The following is a 26,752-nucleotide window of genomic DNA, read 5'->3' on the forward strand; positions in this document are numbered from 1 at the left end:
ATTAATTTTATAAATTACTCGTTTTTAAATTTTTTGTTCCGTCTTCTTGTATAAAATATCGGAAAGTAAAGTAGGGGGCAGGCCAGTATAGGTCAGTAATAGGCGTAAAATTGTGAATACCTTGATATACACTGATCATTTGTAGTTTGACATATTTTCCATTACTTAAACGGATGACATAGGTGCGGTCAGGCATGGCTTGTACCAAGTGACGCTGTATATTATAATCATACCAGCCTGATGACTCGGCATCCATAATAATACCGAATGCGTTTATCTTTGAGTTTTCAAATTCAATATCCTCAGGAGCTGAATCGACCTGGTCATATGGCTTTTTAATCAGTACAATGCGGTGTCTTGAAGGATTTCCGTAAGCGGGATTATTTTCCATCGTTCCATCATTAATAAAAAGTGTTCCATTGTATTGCCCTGTAAAGGCAAGATCCCAATCTGTTTTTGCAAAGTTCGTGACCGAATCGGTATGATTTTTTAACCAGGTCTGGTTTTGATCTGAAAACCGAAATAGGAAGGTATAAAAGTCTCTTGTTTCTTTGGGGTTTCCGCCACCAACACCAGCTCCAACATAAGCATTTACATCACCTGCAAGATCTTTTATGATCGCACTTTTTCCGTCGGCTAAGATATCTGGCTCTATGTTGGGTTTAAAACATGAAGTAAACACTGTTGCGATGCAGCTATAAAAGAGTATTTTTATGGATAATTTCATCTTTTTACTTTATTAATCTGTAGGATAGGCCAAAGGATACACTTCGACCAATTTGGCCTGGAATTAAATAATTAATATAGTTTCCGAGGTTTTCTCCAGTAACCCGGACAGTTAGCGGAAGTTTGTCAAACTTTTTTTCAATAGTTGCATTATAGAGAATATGCTGATTGACAAATGTGTCAAAACGATCAATAAAATGATTGCCATTTGCATCTGAAAATGTATACTTCCCTCTGTAGTTAGCGCGTGCATTTATTGTCAGATTCCAAGGAGCTTGATAAATTGCACCTACGTTGAATTGATGTCTTGATCTGTTTTCTAAGCCCCAGTAGTCTTTTGATGTTGGTTTAAACGTCTCACCGGTCTTTGGATCTCTTAAGGTATTAAATGGCCAATTCCCTTGCTCTATACTGTCAATAACACTCATATCTTTGGCAATCAGATATTGATAACCTGCATTGATTGTGATTTTTTCTAATACCCGAGTAGAAAGAGATATGTCAAATCCTTTATTGACTGACTTTGGTAAATTTTGATACGAATAAATCGCCATGTTTTGCATACCTGTGGCAACCTGTATACTATTGATTTGATTTTTAAGCTGATGACGAAATACATTGACTTCTACTGTTGTATTCGTTAACGGCTTCCAGGTCAAACCTGCATTGATTGAGGTGTTGTGCTCGGCTTTTAAATTACCATCAAGTTGATTGATGATGTAATTGCGACGTTCAGAAATTTGTCCTGCGGCATCCATTTCATCCAGAGTACTGTTTAAAACTTCATTGCCGATAACGTAGTAATTGGCAGCAGGGTTGTAAAACACCTGATAACGGGTCTTGAAGTCAGGAGCTTTAAATCCAGTTCCTATACCTGTTTTCAAAGCAAGCTGAGGTAGTAATTGATAGGTCACACCTAAACTTGGGTTTAATCGCCCTCCGTAATTGTCTGTCTGATCATAACGCAATCCTGCAACAACAGTGGTTTTTTCTCCGATTGATTTATTCGCTTGGGAATATAAAAAGAAGTTCTTCTGATTTTTGTTGTCAAAATTTTCAGCAAGATCCATAGTTTCTATAGCTCCACCTAATCCCATAGTCACATTTAAGCCTTCTGACTGATAAGCAAATTGTTGTTCCAGACGATGCACCATCTGTGTGAAATTGTCTGAAGCTAAATTGGCATTGTTTTGCTGTGCTGTTACTTTATTATCGGATTGATAATGCGATACGTAATACGTAGAAAGTGATTTCCAGCGCTCATTCCAACGGCTATCGTAGAACAATGAAGCATTGATGTCAGTTTCTTTTTGCTGATCTAGCGTGCTAAAATCTTGTCCGTAACCACGGTGCATATCCGATTGGCGATAGTTATAACGCCCTGAAGCGCCAATGAAATGCTGATTATCTTTCAATTGATGTCTTACTTTTCCCTGGATGGAAAAAGTTTGGTAGGGTGGGACTGTGGTTCCGCTTGACTGAAATTTTTTGTTTGTATTAAAACCATCCGTACGGTAGTAATTCGTAGAGAGTAAAGCTGTTCCTCTATTTTTATTAAAGGAAGTCTCACCTTCTAAGGTTGCATCCAATACGTTGAAGCTTCCATAGTTAATATTTGCATGCATTTGAGGAGTTACTTTCCCTAAACGGGTAATGATATTGATCGCTCCTCCCAGTGCATCACTCCCATAAAGACAAGAAGAAGCTCCTTTGATAATCTCTATACGTTCTATATTTGTTACCGAAATACGTGATAAGTCAAAATTACCGGAACTTCTGCCGAGCATAGGCTGTCCGTCAATAAGGATCATGACGTATTCACTAGAGAATCCCTGCAGCTGCACACCTACAGAACGGTTACCGCCAGCGGTATTGTTAACAATGGCAATACCTGTCTGTTCTTTTAAGACTTCGTCCAAACGTCTACTCCCCATAAGTTCAATTGCCTTCCTGTCGATAATAGTAACCGGCATGGCAGAGTTCTTAGGATCAATTAATGTTGGACGGTTTTGAATCTCTTGCCTAACCAATGCTTCATCTAAAACTTGATTCGATTTATGAAGCTGGAAGCGATGTAGCTGCTTATCTTTTGCGATCAACTCAATAGAGCCAGTTAAGGTTTCATATCCAATTGCACTTAAAGTATAAGTATATGTTCCGGCATATAATTTTTTGACAATGAAATTTCCACGATTATCTGTTTTTGTCGTAGATCGGTCTGGTTCGATTAAAATACTAACATCTGCCAACGGTCTTTGTAATTCATCCACAATAAGCCCCTGAAATTGCGCATTCTGTTGTGCAAGCACTGAATTGCTTTTCCCGATCAGAAAAAGATAACTAAATAGCAGGCATAGATAGTGTGTTGTCTTCAAAGTTATTTGTAATAATTCTAAATAATAATGCAAGTATCTCCATAAAATGGCAAAGTTTATTTATGCATTGTGTATTTTGATTTGTGCGAAGCGTATTAATTTTTGTGCAATATGATATTATTTAAATGACATAATGCTCCCCACTGTTTAGGTAATCTATTTATTACCAGTGTATTTAGGTGATTTATATCTACTCTTGTGTATTAGTGTAAGCGTATTGCAAACAGAACCCTTTATTTGTAATTAGTTTAAATAAGCCCATTTTTGTTCTTCATAAATGAACAAATTATATGAAGAAAATATTAAATAATTTTGCGCTTATCATCATTTTATGGTCTGGCTATACAGTAGCTATAGCACAGGGCAACACGCCAAAAAGAATTGTTTCCTTAAGTGGAAGTTTGACGGAAATTGTTGATGCATTAGGGCTAGGTGCTAATCTAGTGGCTGTTGATGTGACAAGCGATTATCCAAGTTATGTGAAAGAGATTCCCAAAGTGAGCAAAAACAGATCAATTACGGCTGAAGGAATTGCTTCATTTCGTCCAGATATTGTACTAGGTTTTGAAGGAGAGGTCAGTGCGGCTGTATTGGCGCAATTTAAGACCTTGAATATTTCATGTGTTTTGTTTAAACAAGAATTTTCTGAGGCAGGATTAACAGGATTGGTTCGCAAAGTAGGACAAGCTCTAAATGTTACTACAAAAGGAAATCAGGTCGCAGATCAATTATCGAAAGATCTAAAGTCGGCAATTGCGAAGGGAAAATCGAATAAAGCAACTAAAATGATGTTTGTATATGCACGTGGGGCAGGAGCAATGAGCGTATCTGGTTCAGGAACCGCTGTTGATGCGGTAATCAAGTTAGCCGGTGCTCAAAATGTGATGAAAGGTTTTACGGGATACAAAACATATAATACAGAAGCTTTAGTTCAGGCCAATCCGGAAGTTATTTTGTTATTTGATTTTGGGATGTCCAGTTTAGGAGGAAAAGAAGCTATTTTGAAGTTGCCAGGTGTTAACTTAACTACAGCAGGTAAAAATAAAAGAGTAATTGCTATGGATGCATCCTTGTTAAATGGTTTCAGTATGCGTTTACCACAGGCGATACAGCAGTTGCACGAAAAATTATTTGGAAAATAGTTGCTGTAATGAAAAATACCTTAATTTACACGCTACTCAGCATATTACTTATTATCGTAGTCATATTTTCATTAGGGATGGGATCGATTTCGGTTTCCTTTTGGGATGTTTGCTCTATACTGTTACATAAGATAGGTCTTAAAGCTTCATCAGGTATAGATGAGCTGACTGTGAATGTCTTGGAGCAAATACGATTGCCTAGAATTCTAATGGGAATAGCAGTTGGTGCAGCTTTAGGAATCAGTGGAGCAGCTATCCAAGGTATATTTCGAAATCCATTAGCGGAACCTGGTTTAATGGGAATTTCTTCAGGAGCTTCTTTCTTTGCCGCACTCGTTATCTCTTTCGAAGGCTTATTACTTCCTTTAATTTCTGCAAGCCTGGGTTATTACGTTCTGGCATTTTCCGCATTTTTAGGTGCGACATTGACAGTGCTTATTGTTTATCGGATTTCCATGAATAATGGGAAATCACATATTGCGACGATGCTCTTGGCCGGTGTTGCTATGAATGCATTTGCGGGAGCCTTAACAGGATTATTGAGTTATTTGGCAACTGAACAACAATTACGGTCCATCACGTTTTGGTCATTGGGTAGTTTGGCGGGAGCATCATGGGAAAATATTAAGGTACTATATCCTTGTGTTTTGGTTTCTTTGGTTATTCTACCTCTTTTTGCCAAACAATTGAACGTTTTTGCTTTAGGAGAGTCTCAAGCCGAAATGATGGGGGTCAATACAAGCCGTTTGAAGATTGTTGTTATTTTATTTTCAACTTTAGCAGTGGGTGCCGCAGTGGCATTTTCTGGTGTGATCAGTTTTGTTGGTTTGTTGGTGCCACATGCTATCCGATTGATCGGTGGTGTTGATAATCGCTATGTGTTGATTGCTTCAAGTATAGCTGGTGCTTTGGTTTTGACACTTGCTGATCTATTGTCGCGAATGATCATACAACCATTGGAACTTCCGATCGGGGTTATTACTGCTCTATTAGGTACTCCAGTTTTCTTATTTATCCTGATTAGAGACAAGAATAAAATCTAGTTTATGCTACAAGTACAATCACTATCATACGAAATTAAAGGACGTCCTATTTTAAGGGATATTGATATCTCTATTCAAAAAGGCGAATTTTACACAATTGTAGGGGCAAATGGAGCCGGAAAAACATCGTTGTTGCGTATGTTGGCGTCCGATCTAAAGCCTGCTAAAGGATCGATATGGTTTAAAGGAAAATCGCTCCGTTCTTATTCATTGAAGGAACTGGCTTGTGCAAGAGCTTTTCTGCATCAATCCAATAGTATGTCCATGGCCTTTACGGTTGAAGAAGTCGTGCGCATGGGGCGCTATCATTTGAAATCTTCTCAGGAGCAACATGAACTGGCTATAGCTGAATGCATGCGCATCTGTGAAGTCGAACATCTGGGAGATAGAAAAATACAGCAATTGTCGGGAGGAGAGCAGCAACGTGTGCATTTTGCACGGGTATTGGCGCAAGTCTGGGATCAGAAGGAGGTCTTGCTATTATTAGATGAACCCGTGGCAAGTATGGATATTCAATTTCAACATCAAACATTAGCCATTGCGAAAGCTTTGACCGCTGTCGGATTTAGTGTTGTTGCCATTCTACATGAATTAAATCTTGTAGCACAGTATGCAGATCGTGTATTGATGCTTAAATCGGGACGGAAATGGTGGGAGGGAACTCCGATGGAAGTGCTCAAGCCTGAAAATATATATGCTATATTTGGTGTACAAACAAAGGTGAGTACGGATATGGCTACGCTGACACCGTCAGTACATACCTGTACAGTACACTATTCGGCAGCAAAATTTAATTCAAATTATAAATATGAATTGGCTATGGAATTAAAAGAAAAATACGAAAATTATAAGAGGGAGCATCCTAAGGCAAGGATTTACGACTGTGCAAAAGCATTGAATGTAAGTGAAGCACAGCTTCTATTGACACAGTTATCCGATGATGTGGTGTTACTTAAAGATGATATTTGGGCTATTCTGCAAGAATTGCCCCGTCTTGGTCACGTAATGGCTCTGACACGTAACGACGCATGTGTTCATGAAAGAAAAGGTACATATCCCACGCCTTCCAATGAGGGACATGTCGTCCTATTTCATAATGAGGATATTGACCTACGTGTTTTTATCCAGAATTGGGCCTATGCATTTGCTGTAAAGGTCAATGATCTTTGGAGTATCCAGTTCTTTGATACAGCTGGGTTGGCTGTCCATAAAGTTTATTTGACCAAGGACTCTAATCCGCTTCCGGTGTATGAAGAACTCGTAAATGCGCATCGTGCCACAGAACAAACCTATTTTACAATCAATATTCCTGCAATATTGAGCGACATCTCCATCCCAGATTCGGAGATGGATATCGATAGTTTTCAATCAGATTGGTTAAATATGAAGGATAGTCATGAATTTTTTGGTATCCTACGAAAATACAGTTTACAGCGGACACAAGCGTTACGTTTAGCTCCAGCAGGCTTTGCAGAGCAACTGCCATTGGACCGATTCACGGAGATCTTAAATCAGGCTTCTGAACAGCAAGTTGCGGTAATGGTTTTTGTGAGTAACAAAGGCTGCATTCAAATACATTCGGGGTTAATATCGAAACTTGTAACGATGGATAACTGGTTTAATGTATTGGATCCGCAATTTAATCTGCATCTTAACATGGATGCTATCGATCAAATCTGGCTGGTAAGAAAACCTTCTACGGATGGTATTGTTCATGCACTTGAAGTCTACGACAAGCAGGGAAATCTTATTGTTCAATTTTTTGGAAAGCGAAAACCGGGTGTTCCTGAACTGGAATCTTGGCGTGCGTTGTTGCAGGGTGAAAAGGTTTAAAAGTAAATTAACGGCTTATTTCTGAAGGGAGTAAGCCGTAATATTTTTTAAATGCATGTGTAAAACTAGCCTGATGTTTAAAACCCACAATCGTACTCACCTCATACATGTTTTTGTTTTCATTTAAAATTAGACGCTTTGCTTCTTCCATACGGATACGGGTGATGTAATTGTATATGGTCGTCCCGAAATGTTGTTTAAAGCCATTACGAAGTTTAAATTCATTTAATAGTACTAATTTTGATAATTGCTTGTGTGTCGGTGGATTAACAAAACTATTCCGAAGGATACGTTGTGCTTCTTCCAATTTTTGGACGTCTTCTATCTTTAAAAGATCTGTTAGCTTATCACTGATAAAACTGAATTGCTCAAATTGTAGCATGATTAGTTCCAGTACACGTGCATTGACGAATATCTGTTTCAATTCGTTTTTATTTGTCGTGGTCCGGATACTATCAATGATTCCCTTCATTTCTGTGGTAACAAAAAGATCTTCTTCGACAATGGAGATTACTTTTTTTTCCTTCATCTTCTCTTTGAACTCCAAATGTAGCGGCGTATGTATGCTGATCATATTCTGATAGAGTTCTGGCGTCATAATGACCATAAAATATAGAAAGTCCTGGTTGCTCTCAATGGGGTGCTCTTCATACAGCGATGGAATGTAACGAATATTGTGCTTACTGAAAGTAAATCCATGGGCAGATTCCGATTTGCTGAGTATAAATTGACTCACTACAGCTTCGCCCTCTATCTCGGAGATAATATCGACCGGTGCTGATACACGCATATCTGCACAGAGTATAAATAGACCTCTGCTGAGGATCTGATACGTGCTGATATTGATCGGACTTTTATTGATCGCAATATGCTTTTCTGATAAAATGGTATTGATGGAACTGATTTCAGGAAGTTCTTCCCAAAATAGCCATTCATTATGTTGTTTTATCTTTGCCTTTATAATCATACCTAATTACAAATATACATTATTTATAATAAATCTAAATAATTAAATTGTATGATACCCCGAGGTGATAGCATATACATCTAATGTAAAAGTAGTGTGTGATATATCGAATTGGAGCTTTATCAATATTGCTGTGCTAATTAGATGGAGGTAGTTTCATATGTTCTAAGTCTTGTCAAAGTATATTTTTAAGATCTATAGCCTATTGCTATTTATGATTTGATAAAACTCAATGTGAATACTATCTTTGGTTATGCACAAGCTCAGAATTACGAACATCATTCCTCGTGAAAATCATAATGTAACCATAAATTTTGAACCAGTATCAGGGGAGTTTACAACTTATAAGGCTGGTCAATTTTTGACTTTATCTTTTGAATTTGGTAACAGAGAGGTGAGAAGGTCGTATTCTTTCAATAGTTCGCCAGATGTTGATGAACCTTTAAGCATCACCGTAAAACGAGTTGAGAATGGGGAGATTTCTCGTTTTTTGCATCATAAAATTAAACAGGGAGATATCGTGAATGCTCTAGAGCCACAGGGACTCTTTACGTATGAGCCTATTAGTGATAAAGAACGGACAGTATTTTTATTTGCTGCAGGTATAGGCATTACACCGTTGTTTTCCATTATGAAAACTGCACTGGTTCGGGAACTTAAGTCTAAAATTGTCTTGATATATAGCAATAGTTCTCCTGAGGTAACGCCTTTCAAAGAAGAACTGCATGAATGGGCGGTAAAATATCCAGATCGTCTTGAGATTATATGGATTTACTCCAACAGTAAAAATCTTATGACAGCACGTTTGAACAGAGATTATATTCTTTCAATTTTGAAAAGTCATTTGCCAATTGACCATCAGGATGTTCTGTTTTACACTTGTGGTCCGGTCATCTATATGGATCTGTGTCGTTTCACTTTACTGGGTATGGGCTTTGAAGAGTCTCAAATCAAGCGTGAGACTTTTTTGCTTCCTGAAAATGAAGAGGACGATGATGATGAATCGGAAAAAGAGATTGATAAAAGCACCTATTCGATTACGTTAAATTTTCAAGGTGAGTGTTATCAGTTGGATATCCCCTATAATAAATCTATTCTGGATGTCGGTTTAGAACATAAAATTAAGCTCCCGTATTCCTGTAAGTCGGGTATGTGCAGTACTTGTATATCAAACTGTTCTCATGGGAAAGTCCGTATGACTTATAATGAAGTGTTGACTGATCGAGAGGTTGAAAGTGGACGTATATTGCTGTGTACGGGACATCCTGTTGAAGCGGATACGGTTATAGATGTATTTTAATATCAATTTTTTCTATATAGTCATATTGTCAGCGATTATATGGATCCTTTATTGGTATTACAATCTGCAGGCGTATTATCCTAGGTTGGATGATGATGTATTAGTATCAGTTTTATATTGATCAATCTGTATGTTATAAATCAATCGTTTGATCTCATTTATTTTACATTATTTTCAGTAGATTTGATTCAAACCAAATGAATCAAAATAATGAGTAATTTACTTTGGAAGCCTTCTATTGCTTATCAAGAGGAGTCTTCTTTACACCAGTTTAAAGAATTTGTATCTCAGAAACGGCAGCTCAGCATAGACTCCTATCCTATACTATGGGATTGGTCTGTTTCTCATCTAGATGAGTTCTGGGAAGATGTAGCCTTATTTTTTAATGTCATTTTTCATCATCCTTATCAACGGGTTTTTGGGGCATCTGCACAAGGTTTTATCGGTTCGAAATGGTTTGAAGGTGCGACGTTAAATTATGCGGAGCATATTTTCCGTCAAGCTACCATAGATCGTTCAGCTCTTTTGTTTCAAGAGGAAAATAAACCCGCTCAGGAGATTTCATGGAAGGAACTGGAGGTCATGGTTCGATCTATCCAAGAGTACCTGTTAGGGAAGGGAATACAGCCAGGTGATCGCGTCGTGGCTGTGCTGAAAAATAGCCCGGCTTCTGTCGCTCTTTTTTTAGCTGTAAATAGTATAGGTGCGATATGGTCATGTTGTTCTCCAGATTTTGGAGCAACCAGTATATCCGAGCGATTTGCTCAAGTGGCTCCAAAACTTCTGTTTGCAGAGGCAGCTTATACCTATAACGGCAAACTGTTTGATCTGAAAGATTCAATGATCGATTTAGCATCGAATCTCGAGAGTTTAGTAGGGGATGTCATTTTTGTAGGGGAGCAAATCTGGCAAACTATCTTATCACAAGATACGGGATTGCCACTGCGTTTTAAGGCTGTTCCATTTGATCATCCGATCTGGATTTTATATTCTTCAGGTACTACTGGTAAACCTAAGGCGATCACGCATAGTTGTGGCGGTATTTTACTGGAACATCTCAAAGCTTTGGCTCTTCACCAGAATGTGCAAGCGGGAGAACGATTTATTTGGTATGCAACTACTGGTTGGATGATGTGGAACTATGCACTTTCTTCTTTATTGGTTGGTGCTACACTGTGTATTTACGAAGGCTCATTGGTCTACCCTGAAAAATTATCTTTTTGGAATTTTACTGATGAGCATGAGATTGATCATGTGGGTGCGGGTGCGGCTTATTATATCGCGAATCAGCAATTTGATTTGATAAAACCGCGTTATCAACCTAAAACTATAGGTTCGACAGGGTCTCCCTTACCCCCACAGACTTTTTGTTGGCTGCAGCAGCAATTTCCGCAAGCACAGATTATTTCGTTAAGTGGTGGTACTGATGTATGCAGTGCTTTTTTGTCTGGAAATCCGTTGTTACCTGTGTATGCTGGTGAAATACAGTGTTTAACTTTAGGGTCGAAGATTGAAGCTTATAATGAAAATGGAGAATCGGTAAAAAATGAGGTGGGCGAACTGGTTATTACGTTGCCTATGCCTTCCATGCCCATATATTTTTGGAATGATGTTGATAATGAGAAGTATCTAGCTAGTTATTTTGATAAATATCCGGGTGTTTGGTGCCATGGTGATTGGATCAAGTTTACCGAGCACGATGGTATTGTCGTTTATGGACGTTCTGATGCGACATTGAATCGGGGTGGAGTGCGAATTGGCACTGCAGAAATCTATAATATAGTGAACACTTTTTCGGAAGTGGCAGACAGCTTAATTATTTGTCTTGATCATGAAGACGGAACGTCTACGATGCCACTGTATGTCCAGATGCGGGATGGGATTTTGCTGACTGACGAACTTAAAGCTGCTATCAAATTAAAGTTGAGAAAGAGTTATAGTCCGCGCCATGTACCTGATGATATTGTGTCAGTGCCAGCGATACCTTATACGCTAAGTGGAAAAAAATTAGAGATTCCTGTGAAAAAAATTATGATGGGAGCTCCGCTAGAAAAGGCTGTAAGTGTAGCTGTATTGAAAGATCCTAAGTCTTTGGATTTTTGGCTTAATTCTCTTTAGTTGAGGTATTTGTTTGTGTTATAGTAAATTATTGCTATATGTAAAAAATAAAGCTCTGGTTTTAAAAATCAGAGCTTTATTTAAAAAAAATAGTATTTTTTTCTTTTGTAATCAGGTTTGGATCACGCCGACATTGTAGCGTTCTGTTATTGGATTATGATTGGCGGCTTCTATACCTAAACTAATCACATTTCTTGTCTCATCCGGTCTAATGACTCCATCGACCCAGATACGAGCGGCGGCATAATAAGGACTTAACTGCTCGAAGTAACGCTTCTTAATATCATCTAACAGGGTGTTCTTTTGTTCTTCTGAAATGTCTATTCCTTTAGCTTTTAAGGCAGACTCTTGAATTTGTAACAGGGTGTTTCCTGCTGCGGCTCCACTCATAACTGCCATTTGTGCTGTAGGCCAAGCATAGATTAATCTAGGATCGTAGGCTTTACCACACATTGCGTAATTTCCGGCTCCATAGCTATTGCCGATAATAAATGTAAATTTGGGCACCACTGAATTTGCCATAGCGTTGACCATCTTAGCTCCGTCTTTAATGATTCCTCCTTGTTCTGAGCGACTACCGACCATAAAACCTGTTACATCCTGTAGGAATACCAGCGGAATTAATTGTTGATTACAGTTCATGATAAAGCGCGCAGCCTTGTCTGCCGAATCGCTATATATCACACCACCCATCTGCATTTCAGTGGCACCAGCCGGTTTTTTGGCTTTAACTATTTCTCGTTGATTGGCAACGATACCGACTGCCCATCCATCTATACGTGCTAGGCCGCAGACGATGGTTTTGCCATAATCTTGTTTGTATTCTTCAAATGTACCTTGGTCAACTAAAGCTTCTAATAACTTGTGCATAGAATAGGGTTTGGTACGATCTAGGGGCAATATTTCTGCTATTTCTGCACTTTTTCGTAGTGGTTCTTTAGCTTCTTTTCGATTGAAACCTGCTTTTGGATGTGCACCAAGCTTGTCCATAACGCCTTTTATGGCGTCCAAACAACTTGCCTCATCTGGAAATTTATTGTCTGTGACTCCTGAGATGACAGAATGTGTACTTGCTCCGCCTAATGTCTCTGCATCTACCGTCTCGCCAATAGCAGACTTTACTAAATAGGGACCGGCCAAAAATACGGAACCAGTTCCTTCAACAATAAATGCGTAATCGGACATGATGGGTAAATAAGCTCCTCCTGCAACACAACTACCCATTATAGCTGCAATTTGGGGTATACCCATCGAGGACATTTTAGCATTATTTCTAAAAATACGTCCAAAATGTTCTTTGTCGGGAAAGATCTGATCTTGCATCGGTAAAAATACGCCTGCAGAGTCAACGAGATAGATGATGGGAATTTTGTTTTCCATTGCAATTTCTTGCGCACGAAGATTTTTCTTGCAACTAATAGGGAACCAAGCGCCAGCTTTTACGGTTGCATCATTGGAAACAATGACGCATAATTCGTCTTTAACGTATCCTAAGACACATACAACACCTGCATTTGGGCAACCGCCTTCTTCGGAATACATTTTATCTCCTGCAAATTGGGCAATTTCAACATAAGCTTTGTGATTATCTAAGAGGTATTCGACACGCTCCCATGCGGTGAGCTTTCCTTTTGCTTTTAATTTTTTGATTTTATCTTCGCCACCTCCCAAGCGAAGTTCTGCTCTTTTTAGTTCTAACTCTACAATTAGTTCATTCATGTTATAATTGGATTTTAAGCATGTCAAATTCAGAATTTGATAATATGAGATAAATTTAACATTAAATTTTGAGTTTCTCTAAAAAAAGATGTTATAATTTTGTTATTATTGTAAATAACAGAATTCCAATTATAAATTAAAAATAACATTTATGTTTATTGAAAATGAACAACAAATGATGATGATTCGTCAAAGTGCTAGAGACTTTGCGGAAACTCATATTCGTCCCTACATCATGGAATGGGATGAGGCACAAACATTTCCTGCGCCTTTATTTAAGAAACTTGGTGAGCATGGTTTTATGGGTATTATTGTCCCTGAAGCTTATGGCGGGTCTGGTTTTGGATATCAAGAGTATATCACTGTTTTGGATGAAATATCCAAAGTCTGTGGTTCTATAGGACTTTCGGTAGCGGCACATAATTCATTGTGTACAAACCATATATTGAGTTTTGCAAATGAAAATCAAAAGCAAAAATATTTACCCAAATTAGCAACGGGAGAATGGCTTGGTGCTTGGGGACTGACAGAAACAGGTTCGGGGTCTGATGCTGGAGGTTTGGCAACTGTGGCGGTTCGTGATGGTGATTATTTTGTGCTGAATGGTTCTAAAAATTTTATTACGCATGCGATTAGTTCGGATGTAGCTGTTGTGCTTGCGCGTACAGGTGAGAAGGGAGACAAAAAAGGAGTGACTGCTTTTATTGTCGAGAAAGGGACTGAAGGGTTTTCTGCTGGTAAAAAGGAAAACAAGCTAGGTATGCGTGCCTCGGAAACTGCTTGTTTGTTTTTTGATAATTGCCGTATACATCAGGATCAGATGGTCGGTGAGGAGGGACAGGGCTTTGTTCAGGCATTGAAACTATTGGATGGTGGACGTATTTCGATTGCAGCGCTATCATTAGGTATTGCTCGCGGTGCATATGAGTGTGCTCTGAAGTATGCAAATGAAAGAGAGCAGTTTAATCAGAAGATTTTTGAATTTCAGGCTGTTGGCTTTAAGCTTGCTGAAATGGCTACTGAAATTGAAGCGGCAGAATTATTAACTCGTCAAGCTGGTTATATGAAAGATCGTGGTGAGCGTATTTCTAAAATAGGGGCAATGGCTAAGCTGTACGCATCTGAAGCTGCTGTGTCTGTGTCTAATGAATCAGTACAGATCTTCGGGGGATATGGTTTTACGAAAGATTATCCTGCAGAAAAGTTCTTTAGGGATGCAAAATTATGTACAATCGGGGAAGGTACATCAAGTATACAGAAGATGGTTATTTCTCGGGAAATTCAAAAAGATGTCTAAAAAGGATGCTGTAATTTTGGTGGAATGTCCACGAGATGCTATTCAGGGGATAGCACAGTTTATTCCAACGGAAAAAAAGGTTAAGTATTTGAACATGCTGCTTGAAAGTGAGCTGTTTGACTGGCTTGACTGCGGATCGTTTGTATCTCCAAAGGCTGTTCCGCAATTGGCGGATACAGAAGAGGTGCTTCGTCAGTTAAATACCTCTGGACAAACGAAGCTGCTGGGCATTATTGCTAATGAACAAGGTGCTCTACGTGCTGTGAAATCGGATAATATTACTTATTTGGGTTATCCATTTTCGATCTCTGAGGTCTTTCAAAGACGCAATACGAATGCTTCTATTGTGGATTCTTTTGAACGGTTGAAGGGGATTGTGGAAATCGCTCATCGGAATAAAAAACAAATGGTCGTCTATATATCCATGGCATTTGGAAATCCTTTTGGTGATTTTTGGAGTAATGAGCTCGTGCTTGATTGGATGGACAAAATTGCTGCCCTAGGGGTTGTGGAATTCTCCTTGGCGGATACAACGTCGGAGGCAACAGCGCCACAGATAACTGAGCTTTTTGAACAAGCGATCCTGCAATTTCCGGCATTACATATTGGAGCACATTTTCATTCTCCTAAAGCGAGTAGTTTGGATAAAATTAATGCGGCTTATCTCGCTGGTTGTCGGAAATTTGATGGTGCTATTTTAGGTTTTGGCGGTTGCCCTTTTGCCGAAGATGAATTGGTTGGCAATATACCAACTGAGGATTTATTGTATTATTTTGATCGAAAAGGACAGGATAAAATAATATCTTTAGGAGGTGAGTTTGTTAATTTAATATCATAAAGTCAGTTACTTATGAATGGTTATATAAATTATAAGTTTATTAAGGTAAAATTGGTTGATCATGTTTTTCATTTGACACTTGCTCGTGCTGAAAAGCGCAATGCATTTACGCCAATAATGATTGATGAGATTTATCATGCGATACAAATAGCGGATGCTGATCCCGAAGTTCGGGTTCTGCTACTTGATGCTGAAGGTCCTGTTTTTTGTGCTGGTATGGATCTAAAAGCTTTTGAGAATCCAGATAACATGGAGTATTCGGATGTAGTGCCGCACGTGGATTTGTCATTGGGGGAGGTGATGTCATTTCTGAATAAACCGTCGATTGCGGTTATTGAAGGTCATGTGATTGCTGGTGGTTTTTTGATGATTTTGGAGTGTACTTATGTTTTTGCGCATTCGTCTGTTCAGTTTTCTTTACCTGAGGTACAGATTGGTTTATTTCCTTTTCAAGTGTTGGCTGGTCTGTTGAAGCATCTTCCCTATCATAAAGCGATGGATCTCTGTATACATTCTGAGGTCATAACGGCCCAGGAAATGAAAAGCATGGGACTAGTATATGAGTTAATGGATCAAAAGCCAGATGTTTTGCCTGCATTGATGGCTAAGCTTACTTCTGCTGCTCCTTTGGCAATAAAGATGGGCTTTGAGGCGGCGAAGCAATTGCGTGAGCTTAAATCGGCTGATCAGTATACTTTTTTACTTCGACAGTTGGATAAATTGAGGACGAGTCATGACTTTAAAGAAGGGGTGACTGCGCGTATTGAAAAACGGGCTCCCAAATGGAGGGGCGAATGATCGTGTTATTAAAATGTTTTAAAACTGGGTGTATTTGTTGATGGTGAGTCCCCTCAGGGTGTAGATGTAGTGATAATGCCTCTTGTCCAAGCAGTGTAGATCAAGATCGTTTTGAACTTATCTGCACTGCTTTGTTTTTTTGGTTTTATATTACTAATGGTGAATATAATGATCATGGTGATCAGTTGTATGAATAAGAAGCGTTCTTTGATCATTTTTTGAAAGTTGCTGATAGAATAATTTGATCATTGGAAGCCCAATATAAATAGGGTTGATCCTAAGATAAACTGTATGTAAATTAAGATAAAAGTGATTATTTAAAGTATATATCATACAGTTTTTAACTGATCTTTTTTAGTTCATGTTACTTGAATTTGAGAATTAAAATGCCATCAATTGATTAGTGTTAAAGGTCTCGTATGCTGCTATTTGTATGGAAAGCACAATGGGTTTGATGTCGTGATTATATTTTCTTGAATTTCCTGTTTTTAAATTGTAAATTTATGAGATGACTGATTTTGGTACAAGAAAAGGAGGCTACACACAAATGAAGGGGTTTCGTCAAAAAGCCAAGTATGCTCTTGATAGGATCAGGTTTTTGACAAAACAACGTGGAGTGGTCAATACTTGTAAATTTATTTATAGTCGCTATTTGTATTTTTTAAAGTACCGCATTAATCTGGCTGGGGTAATGACACCGCAAGAACTTAATATTCAGAACAAAGGTGCATGTAATTATGAGCCTATTGCACATTACACTTTTAATAGAATGTTGAAAAATATCGATTTCTGCTGGCATGAAAGCACTTTTATTGATTTTGGATGTGGAAAAGGGGCTGCTATTTTGCTGGCAACTCGATACAATTTCAAACGTTATATAGGTGTTGAACTATCTCCACTGTTGGTAGATGAATGTCGCAGAAATGTTCAAAAATTTATCGGAAACAGGGTTTTAGATTATAAAATTGTCAATTGTAACGCAGTGGATTATGTCATTGAGGATGATGTCAATGTATTTTATTTTTTTAACCCATTTGCTCCATCTGTTTTAAAATCTGTGCTAGATAATATGGAATTATCTCTGAATAAGAGATATAGAAAAATAATAATTTTATACTGCAATGGGGTGGATGTATCGTTCATGTTGGATCGTGGCTATAAAATAGTTTACTCGGAAGATATAGATCCTATTACCCGTTATTCATGTGGTAATTATGCACTTGTAAATTAGTGTTATATTGAAATATTTACATAACTGCTATTGCAAATTACTTCAATTGATTTTGATCTGCTATGTTACCGACTTCGTTATGGGGAATGATATGTCTCGATTTAATCTAATCTGCTGACCTTTTTTGTGCTTTGAGGAGTTAGGGCGGGGTTTTGATTAGCTCAGTAGTCACGGGAGCTTAAATAGGCTGATCGGTACACTTTGTTTATACCATTAGATAAATTGAAGTCAGTGTTATGACTATAGAGGATGACTTCGCGCAAAGAATAAGGAGCGCTCAGTTGGAGCGGTGTATAATCTGCTTAAAACATTCTGAAACTCGGTCTGCTTGTTAAGGGAGAAAATTCCCAGGGTATTGAGGTCAAGATAATGCATGTAGCCCAAGTCGTGTAGATAAATATCGTTTTGAATTTAGCTTCACTGCTTGGGGCTTTATGTGCTTTTATATAACCAATTGTAAATACGATAATGCCAATGGTCATCATGGTGATATGTTCCATGCCAAAAAAACGTACCTGACGTAATTTGACGGCTTCTTTAAAATTGTCAATAAAGTATTGTACGATCGGGCTTTCAAAATAGAGTGTTAATCCTACTGCAAACTGTATGTAAAGTAAGGCTAGTGTTATGATCTGAAGAGTACTATCATACAGTTTTATTTGATACTTTTTTTTCCAGCCCATATAGCTGCGCAATAACAAAAGAATAAGACAGATGACAATCATCCATCTGCTAGCCGAGTGCAGGGCAAGGAAAAAATGGTAGAGCATGCTATTATACTTATTTTAATACTGAAAACTCAATATAAGAAGAGTTGTTTTGGTCGTGAAATATGCGATGTGTTGCTTTTCTATAGTCACTGGCTGTGGCTTCATAACCTTCAAAAAATTGCTGCGGATTTCGTTCTGCAATAGGAAACCATGTGTTTTGTATTTGTATCATGATGCGGTGTCCTTTTTTGAAGGTATGTGCGACATCTGGCATACTGTAGTTGACAGCTGTAACGAAATCGGGTTGCATAGGTTCTGCTTTTTCAAATCCATTTCGATATTTTGCCGCCATAATCTCACCGCGAACTAGCATTTGGTATCCATCCATCACTTTGTTGTTGAATGAAGGGCTGTTTGCGGGATAAACATCAATTAGTTTGACAACATAATCGGCATCTGTTCCAGAGGTGGATACTTTTAAGAAGTTTGTAATAGGGCCTACTATGGTCATATCTTCTGTTAGCGGTTCTGTTTGATACACCATAACATCAGGTCTAGATGAAGCGAAACGCTGATCATCGATCATGTATTCGCGCGTGCGGCTCTCCATAACACCTCCTTGATAGGGTACGGGTTTGTTGGGATCGCTGACATATTCATCCCAAGAATCTGTGCGACCAACTTTTTCGAAGCCAAGTTTTCCCTGTGGTTGTAAATAAAGTTTTTTGTTTTCTACATCTTGCGGAGGCCATTTTTCAAATGCTTTCCACTGATTGCTTCCTGTGATAAAAATATTGGCTTCAGCAGCTTTAAAATCACCTTTTCCTTTTAAATAGTAATTGAAAAATGGCAATTCAAATTTTTCTTGATAGGTCACACTAGTTTTTTGGTCGAATTGGATGTCACCGAAGGAACTGCCATCGCCTCGTACCCATCCTCCATGAAACCAAGGTCCTGCGACTAATATCGAATTATTCTTTGGGTTCTGTTTTTCTATTGCTTTATAAGTCTCAAATGTGCCGTATGCATCTTCTGCATCGAAGAAGCCACCAACAACCATGACAGCAGGTTTAACATCTGTTAAGTGTGGTAAGATCTCGCGGTCTTTCCAGAACTGATCATAATGTGGATGAGCAAATGCGTCATTCCAGAATTTTACAGAATCTCCAAAGTAGGTGTCTTTTAGATCTTTGGCAGTTCCGGCATTCATATAAAATTGATAAACATCTTTAGATGGATATTGAAAAGTTTTGGGTGCTTGATCCGGTGTGATGGTTTTTGGCCTAGGGATTCCGAAACTGGACATGAATTTGAATGCGTCTCCTGTGAATAGTACGCCATTGTGGTGAAAATCGTCGCCCATATACCAATTTGTAACTGGTGCTTGGGGGGATACTGCTTTTAGAGATGGGTGAGTTTTGACCAGACTTACGGTCGAGTAAAATCCTGGATAGGAAATGCCGTACATGCCTGCTTTGCCATTGTAGTTTTGGAGATTCTTACTGAGCCATTCTAGTAAATCGTATGTGTCTGTGCTTTCGTCAATTTCCTTTTTTCCATTTTTTAAATTGGTCGGTCTAATATCATCAAATGTTCCTTCACTCATCCATTTGCCACGTACATCTTGATAAACAAATATATAACCTTCCAGAGTCATTGCTGGAAAATTTCCTAAAGTCTCTTTAAATTTATCTTCACCATAGGGGCCAACGGTATATGGAGTACGATTTAGTAAAACAGGATATCTCTGGCTTTTATCTTTTGGTGTATATATGGTCGTAAAAAGTTTTACACCATCACGCATTGGGATTGTGATTTCCTTTTTGTCATAATGGGTTTTAACATAGTTCGTTTCGAGCGTCTCTTGTGCTTTTACTTGATATGTAACGCTTATGACAAGAGCTGAAAAAACGATAAGTGCTTTTTTCATGGTGTTAGATTAATGTTTCGATAAGACAAGGTAAGGAAAATCTCTAAAATAATGGATTAAAAAAAAACCAGATTAAGCGTTTTAGCGTGTAATCTGGTTTGGTATATGTGTAAAAAAATAGTGGATATCAAGGATTAAATTTTCTAACTTCTTAGAATTCTAATTTTTTTACCCTTGATTTTTTCTAAATTGGAATGTTTTAATATGGTGCTCACTAACGAACGTTTTACTGCGACAAAGGATTCTCTATCTTTCACTTCGATGATCCCTACATCACTTTTTTCAATTTGATCCAAGTTTAGTAAAAAACCAACTAAATCAATTTTGTTTACTTTATCTTTTTTACCTGCTGAGAAGTATAGGGTTGCAAATTCAGAGTTTTTTGGTAAATCATATTCTCCGTCTATTTCTTCGATTGCAATATCATCAGCAACATAAGGATAATCTTCGTCAGGTTTTAAAATGATAAAGACTTCACCTTTGGCTTGCATGCGTGCTGTACGACCGTTTCTGTGCGTAAAATCATCTTCTCGGTAAGGTAACTGATAGTGGATAATGGCGTCAATCTCGGGAATATCAAGTCCTCGAGCGGCAAGGTCTGTTGTGATCAAGATGTGATTGCTATTGTTTCTGAATTTTAGTAGGGCCAATTCGCGATCGCTTTGTTCGAGTCCACCATGAAACACGTCGTGTATAATATCCCGATTTTGCAGTAATTCACTGATGTGATCAACAGCATCACGATGATTACAAAAAATGAGGACTTTTTGATTTCCTATTTTGCACAGCAATTGAAATAGGGCTTCGAGTTTTTTATGGATAGGTGCAACAATTTTTTTGATTGTTAATGCTGGGGTACTATGTGTATCGTTGAGGAAATTAACTTCTGTAGCAGTTGATATACCAGTGAAATCAGGTATATCTTTCATTGCGGTAGCCGAGGTTAATATGCGTGTTTCTAAGGTTGTTAAATAATCAATGATAAAAGACATCTGTTCTTGAAATCCTAATTCCAGCGATTTGTCAAATTCATCCAACACTAAGGTCTTGATCTGAGTTGGATCAAAATGATTGCGCTCAAGATGATATACAATACGACCAGGTGTACCGATCAGTATAGCGGGAGGATTTTTCAGGTTGTTTCTTTCGGTTTTGGTATCGTGACCACCGTAGCAACATGTTATCTTAAAACCGGTAGCAATTCTTTTTAATACGGATTCGATCTGCAAAGCCAATTCCCGAGTCGGGACTAAGATCAAAGATTGGACTTCTGCTGCATCTTTATCTAAAGTTTTCATCAATGCCAATGCAAAAGCTAAGGTTTTACCTGAACCTGTTGGTGACAGTAGGATGAGATTTTCTTTTTCTTTGAATTTTTCCAACACCTCATTTTGCATTTCATTGAGCGAAGAGATATGGAGTTTTTGTAATATGGCGTCTATTTGCATGTTACAAAAGTACACAAAGTATTACATAAAAAAGGTCTGCTACGGCAGACCTTTTATTATATTGGGGCATTCAATTATAATAAATGAATGCCTTTATCTTGTAAGGATTGTTTTTCTTGTTCGTCCCAGATACTTACTTGAACTTCACCTATATGTGCTTTTTTTAGCATAAACATACATACTCTAGATTGGCCTATGCCACCGCCAATGGCTTCTGGCAATTCGTCATTCAAAAGCATTTTGTGAAAGGATAATGCTGCTCTTTCCGGATTATTTCTGATAACAAGCTGTCTCTGTAAAGCTGTTTTGTCAACACGTACTCCCATAGAAGATAATTCAAAAGCGGTATTCAAAACAGGGTTCCATACTAAAATATCACCGTTGAGACCATTGGTGCCGCTACCATTGTCTGTGCTCCAGTCATCGTAATCTGCCGCGCGTCCATCATGAGCTTCGCCATTAGATAAAACACCGCCGATACCATAGATAAATACAGCCCCATATTCTTTGGCAATTGCATTTTCTCTTTCTTTAGGAGTCAATGTTGGATAAGTTTGTAATAGTGCTTCGGAGGAGATAAAGGTAATCTCTTCTGGCAATACTGCTTTAATATCAGGATATTGACGTTCTACTTGTTTTTCAGTAAAGCGTAATGCATCGTATATTTTGAGAACAATATCTTTTAAAAATGAAAATGTTCTTTGCTCTGCCGAGATTGTTTTTTCCCAATCCCACTGATCTACGTAAATAGAATGGATGGGGGTATAGTCTTCATCAGGACGTAGTGCTCGCATATCGGTTAATATACCTTCTCCAATCTCCAGTTCTAACTCTTTTAATCTTAAACGCTTCCATTTTGCAAGTGAGTGAACAACTACAGCTTTGCGTTCTTGTAATGCTTTGATCGGGAATGCGACTGGTCTTTCGATCCCGTTTAAATCATCATTTATACCTGTACCATCGAGTACAACCAAAGGTGATGAGATAGGAATCAATCCTAAATTATTTCTAAGTTGTTGTGCAAAAGTATCCTTTACAAAACTAATAGCAACTTCAGTTTTTAATAACTTTCTTTTATCCATGAAATGTATATATATCAAAAAATAGCCTCTTGGTTATCTATTTTTTATTTGTATTAGTCGAGAATTTATGTGAATCTATGGCCCATACAAATTCTGTTTTCCCTCAATTTGCATCAAAAATAACAATATTTCAGATATAACAAGGTATTGTTATAAAATTTATTTCTGCTGTGATGTTTTTTTGATTTGATGGCAAGAATATGCCTGAATTGATGAGATACTAAAAATAAAGAGGTCGCCATATCTTTATGGCGACCTCTTTATTTTTATATGTTTGTTTTTTTAAACGGAGAAACTTTCGCCACAAGCACATGTTCTTGTCGCATTTGGATTATGAAATTCGAATCCTTTTCCATCTAATCCATCCGAATAGTCAAGTTCTGTTCCAGCTAGGTATAAGAATGATTTGATATCTAAGCATACCTTAACACCTTTATCTTCACAAAACTGATCACCTTTTTTTTCTTCGTTATCAAAATGTAGCTTATAGCTTAAGCCTGAACAACCTCCGCTTTCAACAGCAACGCGCACAAAATAACTGCTGTCATATTTTTCAGTACTCATTATCTCTTCAATTCGAGATTTTGCTTTGTCTGTTACGGTTACCATATCGATGAATTATTATATTAATATTGAATATTACAAATTACGCTAACTTCTTTTTTATTTCCAATATAAATCTGTTTGTAAATGTAATAATTAAGTAATAAGACCAGCCTGAAAGAGTTGCCAAATAGGTGAGTTTTGTCTAATTTTTATTAATGCTTCTGTTATTAAGCTAATTGTAGCCGCTATTTCTTCTGTTGTCGTCAATCTACTTAAGCTAAATCTTACTGTTGCTAATGCGTCTTCTTTTGAAACGCCCATAGCGAGTAATACGTGGGAAGGATCTCTTGTGCCGCTCACACATGCGGATCCAGAAGAAAGGGCGAGTTGTGGACAATGGGTCATAAGTTCGCTCGCTAATATATGCCTGAAACAGATGGATGTGGTATTGGGTAGTCGTGATACTTCTTTTGCATGAATGTATACTTCAGGTAGAGTACTTAAGGCACTTTCTAGATTGTTCCTTAGTTGCATGATAGTATCGTCATGTGGTATATTTATGATTGCCGCTCCTAGTCCAACGATATTGGGAACATTGTATGTTCCTGCTCGAAAACCATGCTCTTGTCCTCCTCCGACGATTAATGGGCTTACTTGTATCGGCTTGCTTTTACGGCGAATAAACAGTGCTCCAATGCCTTTGGGCCCATGTAGCTTGTGGGCGCTTAAACACAATATATCGATAGGGGTTTGGGCAAGATCGAGTGGAATTTTGCCGATGTATTGGGTTGCATCACAAAAATAAAGGCAGTCTTTTCTGTTGCAGATGGCCGCAATCTCTTTAATCGGGTGGATATAGCCTGTTTCATTGTTTGCGGCCATGATGCACACTAATATGGTCTCTGGGGTAATATGATCTTCTAGCAAGGTAAGATCAATTTTTCCTGAGTGGTCTACCTCTAGATAAGTGACTACAGCTCCTTGTCTTTCTAGATCTTGTATGGTAGTCAAAACAGCTTTATGCTCTGTCCTGACGGTGATGATATGTTTTCCTTTTGATTGATAGTTCTTAAAGATTCCCTTTATAACCGTATTGATAGATTCAGTTGCGCCTGAATTGAAAAAAATTTCTTTTGTTTGGCAATTGAGTGCTTGTGCAACTTGCGTACGGGCCTTTTCTATAACAGCATTGGCTTCGCGTCCCATACTGTGATACAGGCTAGATGCGTTTGCATAATTATGGATGAAATAGGGTACCATGGTATTCCATACATCATCCATAATTCTTGTAGTCGCATTATTGTCAAGATAAATCAAATCCTTCATGATATAAAGGTAGAAATTATCTTTTTTATAAAGTCCTTGATGTAGGATTGATTTCCTTTTGTTTAATGTTGGGATTGTAGTTTAATCCTGGACTCAACCAATACATCAATACGACCCTAGAATATCGGTAATTGAAAGGACTAAGTATAAAAACTGTTAATAAAGCGACAATTGAATACAGCCAAAAAGAATTGTCATTGCCGGTAATCACATAGGCAGCGACACAAGCTGTGATCATTTCGGCTACTGTAAATGCGTAGCTGACAAACATGGATACATAAAAATAACCAGGTTCTCGTTCATAACGTAAACCACAATAATCACAATGTGTATTCATTTTTTGAGTTTTAAAACCGTAAGTATTCCCTGTGAATATTTTACCTTTTCGACAGCGAGGGCACAGTGCTTTGCTGGCAGCTTTAAACTCTGATAATTCGTAGGTAGTTTCGTTCTCTTTCATATCTAACTGTTGTTTTTTCTGAATTCATCGGGTGTTAATCCAGTAGCTTTTTTAAAAAATTTAGTGAAATAAGAGTTGTCATTAAAATTCAACTCGATTGCGATCTCATTAATATTGAGATTTTTATTGACCAATAACCTTTTTGCTTCAAGCAATACGCGCTCCCTGATTATCTCTCCAGCAGAACTCCCGATATAAGACTTGCAGATCGCGTTCAAGTGATTGGGGGTAATAAATAATTGTTCTGCGTATGCTTTGGGTAATCTGATTTCTTTAAAGTTTTTTTCAACTAATCGCTGATAATTATGGAAAATGGTATAATTATAGGGATTACTTGTTTTTTCTGTTTTTGTGCCATGCCATGACTCGATCCAAAGTAATAGTTGGAGCAGACTCACCCGAATTAAATCTGTAGCAATTGGATTTTTGCTCGTTTGGTAAAATGCTTCAAACATCTTTAAAGCTTCTTGTCGATTGGTCTCTGGTATAGTAAAAACAATTTGATCACTCTGTCCACTTAGAAATGAGAAACGGTTTAAATAGTCAGTCCTCAGTAAAAAAGATTGAAAATATTCTGGATCAAAATTCACTACAAAACCTTGTTCGTCACCACTGAAGTTCCAAGTATGTACTTGTCCAGGTGCCATAAAGTAGATTTGATAAGCTTCTATGTCATGCTTTTCGAAATCGATTAAATGATTGCCTGAGCCCTTTGTAAATAATACAAAATGGTAGAAATTGTGCTTATGCGGGAATACCATGTTGTGGTGCTTTGCGATATAATCAGCCAGATGATCGACAAATAATAGGCTGCTCGAATCATTATTGATGGAGCAGTTATCTAATACGGGTATGGTACTTTTCTTTGTCACACTACAAATTTACTTCAAATATCATATTAAAAACTGATTTAATTATCGATTTAATGGTGTTTTTCAACGATCGGTAAATTTATTGCCAAATTGTGATTCAATTATTATATTTATATGGAACAAAAATCAGATTACACATGAATAGATTAGAAACCAGTCTGGACACGCTATTAGATGTGGTACTTTTAAAGGTGCCAAGCATTATTACAGGGATTATTATATTAATCGTCGGAAGTTACCTTGTCAAGTTTTTGCTGAACCTCATCAGTAGACGATTTGAAAAGCGTCATGTAGACTTATCAATACGTGGATTTGCGATGAGTATATTGCGTGTTGTGTTTTACGCATTATTATTCTTGACTGTAGCAAGTACGATGGGAATTCAAACAACGTCGTTTATTGCCGCATTATCTGCATTTGGTCTAGCAGCAGGTTTAGCCTTACAGGGGAGTTTAAGTAATTTTGCTGGCGGGGTATTGATTCTTTTATTTAGACCGTTTGAAGTCGGGGACTATATGAGCAGTAATAATGGAACTTCGGGTACTGTGGAAAGAATCGATATCTTATATACAACTTTAATTGCGGGAGATGGTGTTCGTGTATTTAGTCCAAACGGTCCTTTAGCAAACTCCGTTATTCAAAATTTCACAAAAATTACCAATCGACGTTTTGAGTATACTGTAGGTATCTCGTACGATGCTAATATTAAAGAAGCTCGCGAAATCATTATGAATGTACTCCATGCTGATCCTCGTATTCTAAAAACGCCTGCGGCAGAGGTTTTTGTAAAAGGATTGGGGGATAGCTCTGTTAATTTGACCATACGGGCATGGACAAAGAAAGAAGATTTTTGGCCTGCCAATAATGAAAATCAAGAAGCTATTAAAATTGCTTTGGATAAAAATAATATTAGTATCCCTTATCCGCAGACCGAGATGCGTATTATTTCGGATCCAAATGGGGGACAGGACCGTATTATGAAATCTTAATC

Annotated in this window: 22 protein-coding genes; 10 read left to right on the forward strand and 12 right to left on the reverse strand. The window is 37.8% G+C overall.

Annotated features, from left to right (window positions below):
- Positions 1-7: 7 nt before the first annotated feature.
- Positions 8-727, reverse strand: a complete 720-nt coding sequence (locus B3P23_RS06005) for an HmuY family protein (RefSeq protein ID WP_293925058.1) — start codon at positions 725-727, stop codon at positions 8-10.
- 4 nt (positions 728-731) lie between these two features.
- Positions 732-3,101 carry a TonB-dependent receptor gene (locus tag B3P23_RS06010; protein ID WP_293925059.1) on the reverse strand — a complete coding sequence of 790 codons (2,370 nt, stop codon included), beginning with the start codon at positions 3,099-3,101 and terminating at the stop codon, positions 732-734.
- A gap of 290 nt (positions 3,102-3,391) precedes the next feature.
- On the opposite strand from B3P23_RS06010, the gene B3P23_RS06015 reads away from it, so the two are divergent.
- Genes B3P23_RS06015 through B3P23_RS06025 form a run of 3 tightly spaced genes read left to right on the forward strand, consistent with a single transcriptional unit; the run spans position 3,392 to position 7,119 of the window.
- Positions 3,392-4,243, forward strand: a complete 852-nt coding sequence (locus B3P23_RS06015; RefSeq protein WP_293925060.1) for a heme/hemin ABC transporter substrate-binding protein — start codon at positions 3,392-3,394, stop codon at positions 4,241-4,243.
- 8 nt (positions 4,244-4,251) lie between these two features.
- Positions 4,252-5,286, forward strand: a complete 1,035-nt coding sequence (locus B3P23_RS06020; RefSeq protein ID WP_293925061.1) for a FecCD family ABC transporter permease — start codon at positions 4,252-4,254, stop codon at positions 5,284-5,286.
- 3 nt (positions 5,287-5,289) lie between these two features.
- The gene (locus B3P23_RS06025; protein WP_293925063.1) at positions 5,290-7,119 is read left to right on the forward strand and encodes a heme ABC transporter ATP-binding protein; all 1,830 of its coding nucleotides are present in this window, start codon (positions 5,290-5,292) and stop codon (positions 7,117-7,119) included.
- Positions 7,120-7,126: 7 nt separating this feature from the next.
- Here B3P23_RS06025 and B3P23_RS06030 read toward each other — a convergent pair whose 3' ends face one another.
- Entirely contained in the window at positions 7,127-8,086 is a 960-nt protein-coding gene (locus B3P23_RS06030; RefSeq protein WP_293925065.1) for a helix-turn-helix transcriptional regulator, read from the reverse strand.
- Positions 8,087-8,339: 253 nt separating this feature from the next.
- On the opposite strand from B3P23_RS06030, the gene B3P23_RS06035 reads away from it, so the two are divergent.
- Both B3P23_RS06035 and B3P23_RS06040 read left to right on the forward strand, forming a co-directional pair.
- Positions 8,340-9,386, forward strand: coding sequence for a ferredoxin--NADP reductase (locus tag B3P23_RS06035; protein WP_248753350.1), 1,047 nt, complete (start codon positions 8,340-8,342; stop codon positions 9,384-9,386).
- Positions 9,387-9,596: 210 nt separating this feature from the next.
- Entirely contained in the window at positions 9,597-11,504 is a 1,908-nt protein-coding gene (locus tag B3P23_RS06040) for an acetoacetate--CoA ligase (protein ID WP_293925067.1), read from the forward strand.
- A gap of 111 nt (positions 11,505-11,615) precedes the next feature.
- On the opposite strand, the gene B3P23_RS06045 is transcribed toward B3P23_RS06040, so the two are convergent.
- A complete protein-coding gene (locus B3P23_RS06045; RefSeq protein WP_293925069.1) occupies positions 11,616-13,223 on the reverse strand; it encodes an acyl-CoA carboxylase subunit beta in 1,608 nt (535 codons plus the stop codon).
- Between the two features lie 151 nt (positions 13,224-13,374).
- Between B3P23_RS06045 and B3P23_RS06050 the strand changes: the two genes are divergently transcribed.
- The 4 genes from B3P23_RS06050 to B3P23_RS06065 all read left to right on the forward strand — a co-directional run bounded on the left by B3P23_RS06050 (position 13,375) and on the right by B3P23_RS06065 (position 17,387).
- Entirely contained in the window at positions 13,375-14,520 is a 1,146-nt protein-coding gene (locus B3P23_RS06050; RefSeq protein ID WP_248753353.1) for an acyl-CoA dehydrogenase family protein, read from the forward strand.
- Positions 14,513-15,358, forward strand: coding sequence for a hydroxymethylglutaryl-CoA lyase (locus B3P23_RS06055; RefSeq protein ID WP_293925072.1), 846 nt, complete (start codon positions 14,513-14,515; stop codon positions 15,356-15,358). Before B3P23_RS06050 ends, B3P23_RS06055 begins: the two co-directional genes overlap by 8 nt.
- A gap of 12 nt (positions 15,359-15,370) precedes the next feature.
- Positions 15,371-16,156, forward strand: a complete 786-nt coding sequence (locus B3P23_RS06060; RefSeq protein WP_293925074.1) for an enoyl-CoA hydratase/isomerase family protein — start codon at positions 15,371-15,373, stop codon at positions 16,154-16,156.
- Between the two features lie 508 nt (positions 16,157-16,664).
- Complete coding sequence (locus B3P23_RS06065) at positions 16,665-17,387, forward strand: class I SAM-dependent methyltransferase (protein ID WP_293925076.1); 723 nt, start codon at positions 16,665-16,667, stop codon at positions 17,385-17,387.
- Positions 17,388-17,689: 302 nt separating this feature from the next.
- Here the strand turns inward: B3P23_RS06065 and B3P23_RS06070 are convergent, their stop codons facing one another.
- The 8 genes from B3P23_RS06070 to B3P23_RS06105 all read right to left on the reverse strand — a co-directional run bounded on the left by B3P23_RS06070 (position 17,690) and on the right by B3P23_RS06105 (position 25,761).
- Positions 17,690-18,157, reverse strand: a complete 468-nt coding sequence (locus tag B3P23_RS06070; protein WP_293925077.1) for a hypothetical protein — start codon at positions 18,155-18,157, stop codon at positions 17,690-17,692.
- 10 nt (positions 18,158-18,167) lie between these two features.
- On the reverse strand, positions 18,168-20,027 hold the full coding sequence (locus B3P23_RS06075) for a CocE/NonD family hydrolase (RefSeq protein WP_293925079.1): 1,860 nt from the start codon (positions 20,025-20,027) through the stop codon (positions 18,168-18,170).
- 143 nt (positions 20,028-20,170) lie between these two features.
- A complete protein-coding gene (locus B3P23_RS06080; protein ID WP_248753357.1) occupies positions 20,171-21,475 on the reverse strand; it encodes a DEAD/DEAH box helicase in 1,305 nt (434 codons plus the stop codon).
- Between the two features lie 74 nt (positions 21,476-21,549).
- On the reverse strand, positions 21,550-22,557 hold the full coding sequence (asnA, locus tag B3P23_RS06085; RefSeq protein ID WP_094773427.1) for an aspartate--ammonia ligase: 1,008 nt from the start codon (positions 22,555-22,557) through the stop codon (positions 21,550-21,552).
- Between the two features lie 282 nt (positions 22,558-22,839).
- Positions 22,840-23,166, reverse strand: coding sequence for a HesB/IscA family protein (locus tag B3P23_RS06090; RefSeq protein ID WP_021189141.1), 327 nt, complete (start codon positions 23,164-23,166; stop codon positions 22,840-22,842).
- Positions 23,167-23,256: 90 nt separating this feature from the next.
- Positions 23,257-24,429 carry a cysteine desulfurase family protein gene (locus tag B3P23_RS06095; protein WP_293925084.1) on the reverse strand — a complete coding sequence of 391 codons (1,173 nt, stop codon included), beginning with the start codon at positions 24,427-24,429 and terminating at the stop codon, positions 23,257-23,259.
- 25 nt (positions 24,430-24,454) lie between these two features.
- A complete protein-coding gene (locus B3P23_RS06100; protein ID WP_045754004.1) occupies positions 24,455-24,889 on the reverse strand; it encodes a DUF983 domain-containing protein in 435 nt (144 codons plus the stop codon).
- Between the two features lie 2 nt (positions 24,890-24,891).
- Complete coding sequence (locus B3P23_RS06105; protein WP_293925085.1) at positions 24,892-25,761, reverse strand: helix-turn-helix domain-containing protein; 870 nt, start codon at positions 25,759-25,761, stop codon at positions 24,892-24,894.
- A gap of 137 nt (positions 25,762-25,898) precedes the next feature.
- On the opposite strand from B3P23_RS06105, the gene B3P23_RS06110 reads away from it, so the two are divergent.
- Positions 25,899-26,750 carry a mechanosensitive ion channel family protein gene (locus B3P23_RS06110; RefSeq protein WP_045754003.1) on the forward strand — a complete coding sequence of 284 codons (852 nt, stop codon included), beginning with the start codon at positions 25,899-25,901 and terminating at the stop codon, positions 26,748-26,750.
- Positions 26,751-26,752: the final 2 nt, after the last annotated feature.

It is taken from the genome of Sphingobacterium sp. UBA6320 (assembly GCF_002440335.1).
Classification (GTDB): Bacteria; Bacteroidota; Bacteroidia; order Sphingobacteriales; family Sphingobacteriaceae; genus Sphingobacterium.